General features: G+C 72.5%; 8 protein-coding genes. 5 read left to right on the forward strand and 3 right to left on the reverse strand.

All coding sequences use genetic code 11. From position 1 onward, the window contains the following. Positions 1-482: 482 nt before the first annotated feature. The 3 genes from ddaH to BFL37_RS05200 all read left to right on the forward strand — a co-directional run bounded on the left by ddaH (position 483) and on the right by BFL37_RS05200 (position 5,896). Complete coding sequence (ddaH, locus tag BFL37_RS05190) at positions 483-1,652, forward strand: dimethylargininase (protein WP_277620506.1); 1,170 nt, start codon at positions 483-485, stop codon at positions 1,650-1,652. Positions 1,653-2,324: 672 nt separating this feature from the next. Further along, complete coding sequence (locus BFL37_RS05195) at positions 2,325-4,091, forward strand: ABC transporter ATP-binding protein (RefSeq protein ID WP_241533874.1); 1,767 nt, start codon at positions 2,325-2,327, stop codon at positions 4,089-4,091. Continuing rightward, the gene (locus tag BFL37_RS05200) at positions 4,088-5,896 is read left to right on the forward strand and encodes an ABC transporter ATP-binding protein (RefSeq protein ID WP_086514096.1); all 1,809 of its coding nucleotides are present in this window, start codon (positions 4,088-4,090) and stop codon (positions 5,894-5,896) included. Before BFL37_RS05195 ends, BFL37_RS05200 begins: the two co-directional genes overlap by 4 nt. 75 nt (positions 5,897-5,971) lie before the next feature. Here the strand turns inward: BFL37_RS05200 and BFL37_RS05205 are convergent, their stop codons facing one another. The 3 genes from BFL37_RS05205 to BFL37_RS05215 form a co-directional block, all read right to left on the reverse strand. Continuing rightward, positions 5,972-6,409 (reverse strand): hypothetical protein, encoded by a 438-nt coding sequence (locus BFL37_RS05205; protein ID WP_241533873.1) that lies wholly within the window; start codon positions 6,407-6,409, stop codon positions 5,972-5,974. Positions 6,410-6,561: 152 nt separating this feature from the next. Then, complete coding sequence (locus tag BFL37_RS05210) at positions 6,562-6,882, reverse strand: MGMT family protein (RefSeq protein ID WP_086514098.1); 321 nt, start codon at positions 6,880-6,882, stop codon at positions 6,562-6,564. Positions 6,883-6,885: 3 nt separating this feature from the next. Continuing rightward, the gene (locus BFL37_RS05215) at positions 6,886-7,338 is read right to left on the reverse strand and encodes a GNAT family N-acetyltransferase (protein ID WP_086514099.1); all 453 of its coding nucleotides are present in this window, start codon (positions 7,336-7,338) and stop codon (positions 6,886-6,888) included. A 236-nt stretch (positions 7,339-7,574) separates the two neighbouring features. On the opposite strand from BFL37_RS05215, the gene BFL37_RS05220 reads away from it, so the two are divergent. Both BFL37_RS05220 and BFL37_RS05225 read left to right on the forward strand, forming a co-directional pair. Further along, positions 7,575-8,789 (forward strand): NADP-dependent isocitrate dehydrogenase, encoded by a 1,215-nt coding sequence (locus BFL37_RS05220; RefSeq protein ID WP_086514100.1) that lies wholly within the window; start codon positions 7,575-7,577, stop codon positions 8,787-8,789. 249 nt (positions 8,790-9,038) lie between these two features. Further along, positions 9,039-12,638, forward strand: coding sequence for a S8 family serine peptidase (locus BFL37_RS05225; protein WP_086514101.1), 3,600 nt, complete (start codon positions 9,039-9,041; stop codon positions 12,636-12,638). Positions 12,639-12,683: the final 45 nt, after the last annotated feature.

Genomic DNA, 12,683 nt, shown 5'->3' on the forward strand with positions numbered 1-12,683 from the left:
CGCCGATGGTACTGCAGGGGGGACCCTGTGGGAGAGTAGGACACCGCCGGACTTGATTTGGTAGTAACGGGAAGGCCCGTCGCACATCGTGCGACGGGCCTTCTCGCGTTAACGCCCGCTGCATCGAAGCGCAGAGCGCGGATGCGTGATCGCCATCTCTCCCGTCGGTCGTCCAATGACGGATGTGTGCCGTCTGCCGAGATGGTCCTCGAAATGAGCGCACCGTCTGCGTGGCCGACACGCACAATGTGCGCGTGCCTGTCAGCGCGTTCACATGGCCGTCATAAGGCGGGGCGTTATCGTCGTCGTTCGTGACCGACCCCCGCGAGAACGCCTCCGCTTCCCCCCAGCCCTCGAACCCGTCGGCGGGTGATCCGGCGGATTCGCCCGCGACCTCCGCATCCGCTCCGAGGGGCGATGCCCGCACTTCGCGGCAGCGCAGCGCCGGCGTCCCGATCGGTCGTGCCCTGTCCGCGGCGCTCGTGTCCGCTGGCGTGGCGGCGATCCTCGGTCTGCTCTTCAGCGTCCTTACCCTCTTCAGCGCGAACCAGCCCGGTGCCGCGGTGCTGGTCACGCTGCTCGACTACTGGACGGTGCACACGCTGGTCGCCTTCGTCCTCCTTGCGGCTCTCGCCGGCGTCGGCATTCACCGGCGCCTGTGGTCCTCGATCGTCGGCTCGGTCGCCGCGGCCATCGTGGGCGCGCTCGTCGGCAGCCTCATCGGTGCGCTGGGGCAGGGGGCGACGCTCACGGGCGACATCGTCGGTCCGCTGCTGGAGACGATCCTGGGGCTGAACCTCATGTTCGTCCTCGGGGTGTCGCTCGCCTCGGTCCTCCTCGGACGTCGTCTGTGGTCCCGCCTCGCGGGCGCGGGAAGCGACCACGTCGAGCGGGAGCGCATCGCCCTGGTGCGGATCCCCTCGGCCCGCCTCGCGGACGGCGAGCTCACGCACCTGGACCGCCGCCCTGTCGACTCCGAGCTCGCGGACCAGCAGTGGGAGCGGTACGTGCTCGCGCTCGAGGAGAACGGGTGGACGACGCGAGAGGTGCCGCCGGCCGACGATCACCCCGACTCCGTGTTCGTGGAGGATGCCCTCATCGTCCTCGGCTCCACCGCCGTCCTCCTGACGTCCGGCGCGGACTCGCGCCGAGGCGAGCGGACGGGTGCCGAGCGCGCGCTCGAGGACACCGACCTCACCGTGACGTCCATCGACCTCCCCGCGACCGTCGACGGCGGGGACGTGCTCCAGGTGGGCCGCACGGTCTACGTGGGCGCCAGCGGTCGGACCAACGCGGCGGGCATCCGTCGGCTGCGCGAGATCGCGCGGCCCCTCGGCTACTCGGTCGTGGGCGTGCCGGTGAGCCGGACCCTGCACCTGAAGTCGCAGGTGACCGCCCTGCCCGACGGCACCGTGATCGGGTACGAGCCCCTGGTCGACGATCCACGGCTCTTCCCGTCGTTCCTCCCGGTGCCCGAGGCCGAGGGTGCGGCCGTCGTGGCGCTCGACGAGGACACCCTGCTGATCTCGGCCGCGGCACCCCGGACCGCCGATCTGCTGCGCGGGCTGGGCTACGAGATCGTCGCCGTCGACATCAGCGAGTTCGAGAAGCTCGAGGGCTGCGTCACGTGCCTCTCGGTGCGGATCGGCTGACGCGCCGACGCTCCCGCGCCCCGGCGCGACCGTGAGAGCCCGGCCCGCATCCTCGGATGCGGGCCGGGCTCTTGTGCGTCCGCCCTCGTGCTCCCTATCCTGGAAGGCTGCCTGGAGCGGCCACTCGCGTGGTCCCTCGGTGCGGCCCACACGTGAATCGCATACGCAGCCAGGGAGGGTGTCATGACCACGACATCGACGACAGACGCACGCACGACCTCGAGCGGGATCGGCGCCGCGGCCGCTGCCGTGTCCCCGGCGTTCCGCGTCCCGCGGCGCTAGCGGCGGATCTCCCGCGGCTCCCGGCGTCGGGCGCCGTCCTCCCGTTCGGGGTCGGCCAGCGGCGCCGGCACCGCTCCCATGTCACGTGCGCGTCGGATCCGCATCCACGGCGCCGACCCGTCGCCGCCGCAGCGGGCGCCCGTCCCGCGTCGCCTGCCCGCCCGCCCACGACCCGGCGTCGCCGAGTCCGCTCCTCCGGCGTCCGCCCGCCAGCCCTCCCACCCCCGATCCTCCGCCGCGCGCGTCTCGACGTGCGCGGCCGCAGAGCACGTCCGGCCGCGCATCGGCCGTCTACAGAAGGAATGACACGTGTCCACCTCTCCGCCCGAATCGCCTGCTCAGGCGTCGTCCGAGCGGCACGGCCCCCGGCCCGGCACCATCGCCGTGCTCATGCGGCTGCTGCCGTTCGCCCGGCCCGCCATGCCCAGCATCATCGCCGGCATGGTCGTCGCGCTCGTCGGCTCGCTGCTGTCGCTGGTCATCCCGCAGATCCTCCGCGGGCTCGTCGACGGCCCCCTCGGCGACGGGGACTCCGCCGCGGTGGTGCCCGCCGTGCTCCTCATCCTCGGCCTCGGGATCCTCGAGGCCGCGATGATCGCCCTCCGCCGCTGGTTCGTGCTGAAGCCCGGCACGCTCATGGAGGCGGACATGCGGAACTCGTTCTACCGGAAGCTGCAGCGGCTGCCGGTCGCGTTCCACGACCGGTGGCAGAGCGGCCAGCTGCTGTCGCGCATGGTGAGCGACCTCAACCTCATCCGCCGCTGGATGGCGTTCGGCCTGGTGCTGTTCATCGTCAACATCCTCACGATCCTGGTGGGCATCGGCTTCCTGGTCTCCATCGACTGGCGCCTCGGGATCGGCTTCCTCGTGTGCTCCATCCCGCTGTGGGTCTACGGCTACCTCTTCGAGCAGAAGTACTCGTCGGTCGCGCGCCTCAGCCAGGACCAGTCCGGCGACCTCGCCACGAGCGTCGAGCAGTCGGTGCACGGGATCCGCGTGCTCAAGGCGTTCGGCCGGGGCAAGCACATGCACGATGCCTTCGCCGAGCAGGCGGAGGAGCTGCGCGGGACGGAGATCAAGAAGGCGAAGGCCATCGCCGGCATCTGGCTGTGGCTGCTGCTGGTGCCCGACCTGACCTTCGCGCTCGCGCTGCTCGGCGGCGTGCTGCTGGCGTCGGCCGGGGAGATCTCGGTGGGCGACCTCGTGGCGTTCTTCGCGACCGCGGCGGTGCTGCGCTGGCCGATCGAGTCGGTGGGCTTCCTGCTGTCGATGACCTTCGACGCGCGCACGGCCATCGACCGCTACTTCGAGGTCATGGACGAGGAGGACGACATCACGGATCCCGCGACGCCCGTGCGCATCGCCGAGCCCCGCGGTCACCTCGTCTTCCGCGGAGCGCGCTTCCGCTACCAGGACGCGGTCCGGGGTCAACCCGACCTCGTCGACGGGGTCGACCTCGACCTGCAGCCGGGGGAGACCATGGCGCTCGTCGGGATCACCGGCTGCGGCAAGTCCACGCTGACCGCGCTCACCACCCGCCTCTACGACGTGACGGGCGGGAGCATCGAGCTGGACGGCGTGGACATCCGCGACCTGCGGCTCGAGGAGCTGCGCAGCCGCATCGCCATGGCGTTCGAGGACGCGACGCTGTTCTCGTCCAGCGTCCGCGACAACGTGCTGCTCGGCCGGCCGGACCTCGCCGACGGCGGGCCCGAGGCGGACCGCGTGCTGGATGAGGCGCTCGACATCGCCCAGGCCGGCTTCGTGCGGGACCTGCCCGACGGCGTCGACACGACCGTGGGCGAGGAGGGGCTCAGCCTCTCCGGCGGGCAGCGGCAGCGGCTCGCCCTGGCGCGCGCCGTCGCCGCGGCGCCGGACGTGCTCGTCCTCGACGACCCGCTCTCGGCGCTCGACGTCGACACGGAGGCGCTCGTCGAGGCGGCGCTGCGTCGCGTGCTCGCGTCCACCACCGCGCTGATCGTGGCGCACCGCCCCTCGACCGTGATGCTCGCGGACCGGGTGGCGCTCATGCAGGACGGCCGCATCACCGCGGTCGGCCGGCACTCCGACCTGCTCGCCACGAGCGAGCACTACCGGTTCGTCATCTCGAGCCTCGACGTGGAAGGGAACACCGTGCACGAGGAGGCCTCAGCATGAGCGTCACCGGGGTCACCGGCGAGGAGAGGGACGACTTCTCCCGCGCCGAGAGCAAGCAGATCCGCCGTCGCTCGACCAGGCTGCTCGTCAGCACCATCCAGCCGGTCAAGCGGACGCTGATCCTCACGGCCGCGACGATCCTCGTGGCCACCGCCGCGAACGTCGCCGGCCCCGCCCTCATCGGCATCGGCCTCGACCGGGCGCTGCCGGCGCTCCTGGACACGGACGACCCCACGCTGCTCGCGCTCGTCATCGGGGCGTACCTCCTGGTGGCGGTGACGGGCGCGGTGCTGGTCGCGAAGTACCAGGTGATGTCGGCGCGCATCGCGCAGGAGATCCTCCTCGACCTCCGCAAGCGCATGTTCCTGCACACGCAGAAGCTGAGCCTGGAGTTCCACGAGACGTACACCTCGGGCCGGATCATCTCCCGCCAGACGAGCGACCTCGACTCGATCCGGGAGCTCCTGAACGGCGGCATCAACCAGCTCGTGCAGGGCGCGCTCTACATGGCGTTCACCGCGATCGCGCTGTTCTCGTTCGACTGGGTGTCGGGTCTCGTGCTGCTCGCGGCGCTCGTCCCTCTGTTCTTCCTCAGCCTCTGGTTCGCGGTGAAGTCGCAGGCCCTGTTCCGCCAGACGCGGGTGAAGTCGGCGCGGCTGATCGTGCACTTCGTGGAGACCATGACGGGCATCCGCGCGGTGAAGGCCTTCCGCAAGGAGAAGCGCAACGCGGACGAGTTCTCCGAGCACGTCGAGGGCTACCGCGACACGAACATGCGCGTGATCCAGGTGTTCGGCGTCTTCGACCCGGGCCTCATCCTCATCGGCAACGTCACCGTGGCCGTGGTGCTGCTCGTCGGCGGCCTCCGCGTAGCGGACGGCCAGCTCGGCATCGGCGCGCTGCTCGCGGTCGTGCTCTACACGCGGCAGTTCTTCGGGCCGGCGCAGGACATGGCCATGTTCTACAACAGCTACCAGTCGGCCTCGGCCGCGCTCGAGAAGATCTCGGGTGTGCTCGAGGAGGAGCCGAGCGTGCCGGATCCCGTGGAGCCGGTCGACCTGTGGGAGTCCACGGGCCACGTGTCCTTCGAGGGCGTCGAGTTCGGCTACGGGAAGGGCAAGACGATCCTGCCGCGCTTCGACCTCGACATGCCGGCGGGGCAGACCATCGCGCTCGTCGGATCCACCGGCGCGGGCAAGACGACGCTCGCGAAGCTCATCTCCCGCTTCTACGACCCGTCGGACGGGCGCGTCGCGCTCGACGGGATCGACCTCCGCGACCTGCACCCGAAGGACCTCCGCCGCGCCATCGTCATGGTGACGCAGGAGGCGTACCTCTTCTCCGGGTCCGTGGCGGACAACATCGCGATCGGCAAGCCCGACGCGACCCGCGGCGAGATCCGCCAGGCGGCGGAGGCCGTGGGCGCGCACACGTTCATCGAGTCGCTGCCGGACGGCTACGACACCGACGTGAACAAGCGCGGCGGCCGCGTCTCGGCGGGGCAGCGCCAGCTGATCTCCTTCGCCCGGGCGTTCCTCGCGGACCCTGCGGTGCTGATCCTCGACGAGGCGACGAGCTCGCTCGACATCCCGAGCGAGCGGCTCGTGCAGCAGGGCCTCACGACGCTGCTCGCGGACCGGACGGCGATCATCATCGCCCACCGGCTCTCGACCGTCGCCATCGCGGACCGCGTGCTCGTGATGGAGCAGGGCCGCATCGTCGAGGACGGCACTCCGGAGTCGCTCATCCAGGGCACCGGCCGGTTCTCGCAGCTGCACGCCGCGTGGCGGGAGTCGCTGGTCTAGCTCCGGCGGGGAGCCGCGGCCCGGGCGCCTCCTGCGAGGGAGTCGCCCGGGCCGCGTGCTGTCCGGCGCGCGGGGTCAGAGGTCGAGCGCGGGGGACCCCTTCGGCAGCCACGCGTGCACGGCGTCGCCGTCCGCCGCGGCCAGCCAGCCGTCGCCGCACGCCATGGCGGCGGCGGGAGAGGGATCCGGCCACCACGTGTCCCGCACGGACGGCACGGGAGCGTCGGCGGGTGCGGCCTCGCAGCCCATCCGGTCGGCCGGCGTCGCGGAGCGGAACTCGAGGATCGCGCCCTCGCCGCGCAGCGAGGTCTTGATGTGGACGTCGGTGGCGTCCGCGGGGATCCACGCCGGGAGCCGGCCGTCGGCGTCGGCCGCCGTGGCGTAGATGCGCGCATCCGCCGGCGTGGTCATGCCGCCGACCGTCCTCGCGGCCCCGCAGCCGCTGAGGACGAGGACGAGGACGACCGCGAGCGGGACGACGGCGAGGGGGCGGGCGGACGGGCGACGGGGCATGCTCCCAGTCCAGCGGAGCCGCGTCCTCCGCGCATCGGCCGCGAGGCCCCGGCCGTGGTCCCGCAGCATGACCCGCCCTCGGCCGCCCGGCGGACGGGCGGATCCGGACGGCGCCGGTCGGGAGGTCGGACGCCGTCCCGGAGGTCAGCGGATCACGGGAACCAGCGCGCCGCCTCGAGGTCGACGCGGTACCCGGCGTCCGTGGGCGCGTCGAGCAGCGGGGTCCCCTCGGCCTCGTAGCGGGGCCGGGCAACGTCCGCGAGCCCCGTCGGCGGGTGCCCGCCCGCGCGGAGCACGCGCCACCAGGGCAGGCCGGCTCCGTGGTAGCGCAGCACCATGCCGACGGCCCGAGCACCGCGGCGGCCGAACACGGCGGCCACGTCGCCGTAGGTCATGACGCGGCCCGAGGGGATCTCGGCCACGACCTCCAGCACCCGGTCGGTGAACTCGCCCGGGGTGTCGAAGACGGCCACGCGCTAGAGCGCCAGCGCGCCGATGGCCTCGCCGTACTGGGTCTCGCCGATGACCTCGAAGCCGACGTGCGTGAAGAACTCCTCCGGTCCGTCCTCACCCGGCTCCCACACGACCGTGAGGCGGTCGAAGCCGCGCGAGCGCGCCTCCTCGGCGAGGGAGAGCACGGCGAAGCGGCCCACGCCGTGGCCCTGCGCGTCCGCGTCCACGTTGATGCGCCAGATGCAGCTGCGGAAGATCTCCTCGTGGGCCTCGGGGTCGAAGTTGCCCATGATGAAGCCGACGACCTCCTCGTCCTCGATCACGACGCGCGGCCAGGCGGTGGTGGGGTTGACGTACGCCTCGGCGATGGAGTGCGACACGGGGGCGACGTAGCTCTCCTGCCCCGGCTTGAGCGTCAGCGTGTTGGCCGCCACGATCGTGCGGGCGCTCAGCTCTTCGAGTCTCATGTCGCTCATGGGCACAGGGTATCGGGCGGGCCTCCGTCGGACCAGGTGCCGTCGGCCCCGCCGCGGGCCGGCACGCGAGGCGGCGCCGGAGCGGGGATCCGAGCCCGACCCACCGATGTCTCGATGTCGAGAGACAGGGCCCGCCGGGTAGGCTGGCCCACGGATCCACCGGCGACGAGCCGGACCCGGCGCGCGCCGAAGGAGACGCGCGCACGGAGGCGACCGACGAGCATGAGGAGGACTTCGTGGAGAAGATCAAGGTAGAGGGGACCGTCGTCGAGCTCGACGGCGACGAGATGACGCGCATCATCTGGCAGTCCATCAAGGACACGCTCATCCACCCGTACCTCGACATCGACCTCGAGTACTACGACCTGGGCATCGAGAAGCGCGACGAGACCGACGACCAGATCACGATCGACGCGGCGAACGCCATCAAGAAGCACGGCGTCGGCGTCAAGTGTGCGACGATCACGCCCGACGAGGCGCGCGTCGAGGAGTTCGGCCTGAAGAAGATGTGGCGCTCGCCGAACGGCACGATCCGCAACATCCTGGGCGGCACGATCTTCCGCGAGCCCATCATCATCAGCAACATCCCGCGCCTCGTACCCGGCTGGAACAAGCCGATCATCGTCGGCCGCCACGCGTTCGGCGACCAGTACCGCGCCACCGACTTCCGCTTCGAGGGCGAGGGCACGCTCACGATGACCTTCACCCCGAAGGACGGCTCCGAGCCGCAGCAGTTCGAGGTGTTCCAGAGCCCCGGATCCGGCGTCGCGATGGGCATGTACAACCTCGACGACTCGATCCGCGACTTCGCGCGCGCCTCGCTGTCCTACGGCCTCGCCCGCAACTACCCCGTGTACCTCTCCACCAAGAACACGATCCTCAAGGCCTACGACGGCCGCTTCAAGGACCTGTTCGAGGAGGTCTTCCAGGCCGAGTACAAGGAGCAGTTCGACGCCGCCGGCCTCACCTACGAGCACCGCCTCATCGACGACATGGTCGCCGCCTCGCTCAAGTGGGAGGGCGGCTACGTCTGGGCGTGCAAGAACTACGACGGCGACGTCCAGTCCGACACCGTCGCGCAGGGCTTCGGCTCGCTCGGCCTCATGACGAGCGTGCTCACCACGCCCGACGGCAAGGTCGTCGAGGCGGAGGCCGCGCACGGCACCGTCACGCGCCACTACCGCCAGCACCAGCAGGGCAAGCCCACGTCGACGAACCCCATCGCGTCGATCTACGCCTGGACCCGGGGCCTCGCGCACCGCGCCAAGCTCGACGGCAACGACGCGCTGAAGACGTTCGCGGACACCCTCGAGGACGTCGTCATCACGACGGTCGAGAGCGGCAAGATGACGAAGGACCTCGCGCTCCTCGTCGGCCCGGACCAGCCGTACCAGACGACCGAGGAGTTCCTCGCGTCGCTCGCGGACAACCTGCAGACGCGCCTGGCCTGATCCCGCGGGCGTCGTCCGCGACGCCGCCTGACGCCGAGAGGCCCCGCCCCCGATCCGGGGGCGGGGCCTCTCGCATGCCCGGGCCTGCGCCGCGTGTGCAGAGGGTCCACGAGAGCTGTGCATTCCTCCCTACGGTTCTCCGCATCGCGTCCGTGACGCGAGTCCGCGACGGCGGCTCACGCCGTGCAGCGCACGTGGTGCGCGGCGGACCCGGATGCCGGCCGACGTCGGCGACAGGAGGGAACAGCCATGCCCATCCACCGAGACCCGCTCCCGCCCGGCCGGAGGCGCCGCGTCCCCGCGGTCCGCCCGCTGGTCGCCTGCGCGATCGCCCTCGCCCTTGTGGCGGCGGGGAGCACCGCGGCCGGAGCCGCCGTCGTCCCGCAGGCCGCCGTGCCGCTCGACGCGGCGGACGGCCACTACCTCGTCACGCTCAAGGACCAGCCCGCCGCGACCTACGACGGCACCCTCGACGGGCTCGCCCGCACGAAGGTCGACGCCGGCGCCCGCCTCGACGCGCAGTCCGACGACGTCCAGCGCTACGCCGACCACCTGGCGAAGGCGCAGCACAGCGTCGCGGAGTCGATCGGCGTGACGCCCACGCACGAGTACTCCCTCACGACGAACGGGTTCTCCGCCGCCCTCACCGCCGCCCAGGTCCGGGCGCTGGGGCACGACGCCGACGTCCTGAGCGTCGAGCCCGACCAGACCATGCACACGCAGTCGACCCCGGCGACGCGATCCCTCGGCCTGGAGGGCGACCACGGGCTCTGGGCCGCCGCAGGCGGCGTGGACAAGGCGGGCGCCGGGACGGTGATCGCCGACATCGACTCCGGCATCGCCCCCGACAACCCGTCGTTCGCGGGGAAGCCCCTCGGGACGACGCCGGGTGACGAGCCCTACCGCGACGGCACCGGCACCGCGTTCCGGAAGGCCGACGGCAGCGTCTTCCACGGCGCCTGCCAGACCGGCGACGGCTTCACGGCCGACGACTGCTCGACGAAGCTCATCGGCGCGCGCTACTTCATCGCCGGGCGGGACGCGTCCGAGGACCCGCTCGGTCCGCAGGAGACGCGCTCGCCGCGCGACGCGGGAGGGCACGGCACCCACACCGCCAGCACGGCGGCGGGTGACGCGGGTGTCCCCGCCGTGATCGACGGCCGCGTGCTCGACACGATCTCCGGCGTGGCTCCCGCGGCGAGGATCGCCGCGTACAAGGTCTGCTGGCAGGGACCCGACCCGTCCTCCGAGACCGACGACGGCTGCCAGGTGTCCGACATCATCGCCGCGATCGACCAGGCGACGGCCGACGGGGCGGACGTCATCAACACGTCCCTCGGCGGCAGCGGGAAGTCGCCGGACGAGTACCAGCGCGCCCTCCTGGGCGCCGCGAGCGCCGGCGTCTTCGTCGCCGCGTCCGCGGGCAACAGCGGGCCCGACGCCGGGACCGTCACGAACCTCGAGCCGTGGATCACCACGGTCGCCGCCAGCAGCGTGCCCGACAACTACTCGGCCACGGTCACGCTCGGCGACGGCACGAAGTACTCCGGGGGATCCATCTCGGTGCGGTCCGCGGTCACCGGTCCGCTCGTCCGGGCGGCCGACTCCGGGCTCTCCGGCGCGAAGTCGCCGGAGCTCTGCGGGAAGGGCACGCTGGATCCGGCCAAGGTCACGGGCCGCATCGTCCAGTGCGATCGCGGGGTGTCGGGGCGCATCGACAAGAGCGCGGAGGTGAAGCGCGCCGGCGGGATCGGGATGATCCTCACCAACGTGAAGGCGGACTCGGAGGACCTCGACACGCACACCGTCCCGACCGTCCACGTCGACGTCGACGCCCGGCCCGCGATCCTCGCGTACGCCGCGAAGGCGGGCGCCACCGCGACGCTCACGCCCGGCAACACCTCGGGCGTCCAGCGTCCGGCCCCGCAGGTCGTCGGCTTCAGCTCGCGCGGCCCCGACCTGCCGGACGGCGGCGACATCATCAAGCCCGACATCACCGCGCCGGGCGCCGGCATCCCCGCCGCCTACGCCGACATCGACGGCAAGCCGGGCTTCGCCGTGGAGTCGGGGACCTCGATGTCGTCACCGCACATCGCCGGATTCGCGCTCGACTACCTCGGCATCCACCCGAAGGCGTCGCCGTCGGAGATCAAGTCCGCGATGATGACGACCGCGACCGACACGGTGGACGCGAAGGGGAAGGCCTCGACGGATCCCTTCGCCCAGGGCGCCGGCGAGATCGCGCCGGGGCGGTACCTGCACCCGGGCCTCGTGTACCCGAGCGGCCCGGCGGACTGGGCGGGGTACGCCGCGCAGACCGGGCTGGAGCTGCCGCACCCCGCGGCGGCGGTGCCGGTGTCGCAGCTCAACCTGCCGAGCATCGCGGTCGGGAAGCTCATCGGCAGCACGACCGTGACGCGCACGGTGACGTCGCAGTCGGCCGGCACCTGGACGGCATCCGTCCAGGGCGTCGCGGGCGTCGACGTGAAGGTCAGCCCGGCGAAGCTGACGTTCACCGCCCCCGGGCAGACGCGCTCCTTCCAGGTGCGCATCTCGGCGAAGGCCGGGACGGCCACGGGCTCGTGGGCGACCGGGTCGCTCACCTGGACGGGCCCCGGCGGCACCGTCCGCAGCCCCGTGGCGGTGCAGCCTCAGGCGGTCGACGCGCCGGCTCACGTGACGGGCAGCGGGACCACCGGCGAGGTCGACGTGCCGGTGACCTCGGGCGTCTCGGGCCGGATCGCGCTCACCGCGTCCGGGCTCGCGAAGGGGCAGCCGCTGCACGCCGCTGCCGGGTCGACGACCGGCCCCGGCGGATCCCTCGCGAAGGACGCGTTCGTGGACTTCCCGCTGACCGTCTCCGCCGGGGAGGAGGCGCTGGTGCTCGACGCGATCCCGCGGGACGGCGCCTCGGACCTGTCCCTGGAGCTGGACAGCGTCGGCGCCGACGGGACGCGCACGCCGGTCGACGTCGAGGTGACGTCGTCGCCGTCCGAGCGCATCGTCCAGGCGGCGCCTCCGGCGGGGAAGTACGTCGCGACGGTGGAGGCGGAGACGGTCGCGGGCACGGCGAAGAAGGCCGACTTCGACTTGACCCGCTACGACGTCGCCGGCTCGGGCGGGGAGGGATCCTTCGCGGTGTCGCCCGCGCAGCTGCCCGTCACGCAGGGCCGGAAGGCGACGTACTCGGCGTCGTGGTCCGGGCTGGCGGCCGGCGCCCGGTACGTCGGGCTCGTCTCGTACTCCGGATCCGACGCCACCACGCTGGTCGACGTCACGACGCCGGCCGCCCCGGTCGCGCCCGTCGCGAGCGCGCCGCCCGTGATCAGCGGCACGGCCGACGTCGGGCAGACGCTGACGGCGTCGACCGGCACCTGGACCCCGACGGGGACGACCTTCGCGACCCAGTGGCTGTCGGACGGGAAGCCCATCGCGGGAGCGACGGCGTCCACCCTCCGCGTCACGTCGAGGCTGTCCGGGCACGCGGTCGCGGCCCGCGTGACGGCGACCGCGCCGGGCGGTGCCACGGCGGAGGCCACGAGCGCTCCCGTGACGCCGAGGTACGCGGCCGACGTGCGGCTGAGGCTCACGACGCCGGCGGGCGCGCCCGCCGGATCCGCGTGCATCGACGTCTCCGTGCGGAGCGGCGCGCACACGGCCGCCACCGGTGCCGTCAGCGTGCCCATCGGCGACCGGACGTACAGCGTGCCGCTGGACGCGTCGGGTGCGGGGCACCTGGACGTGTCGGGGATCCAGCCGGGCGACCACTCCGTGCGGGCGTCGTACTCGGGTGACGCCGTGGTCGGCGCCGGTACGAGCCCGGTGCGGAAGTGGCACGTGGCGGGCTGACGCGCAGGGGGGACGGAGGGGCGGGTGCCGACGGCACCGATATTA

It is taken from the genome of Clavibacter michiganensis (genome assembly GCF_002151125.1).
In the GTDB taxonomy this organism is placed as follows: Bacteria; Actinomycetota; Actinomycetes; order Actinomycetales; family Microbacteriaceae; genus Clavibacter; species Clavibacter michiganensis_C.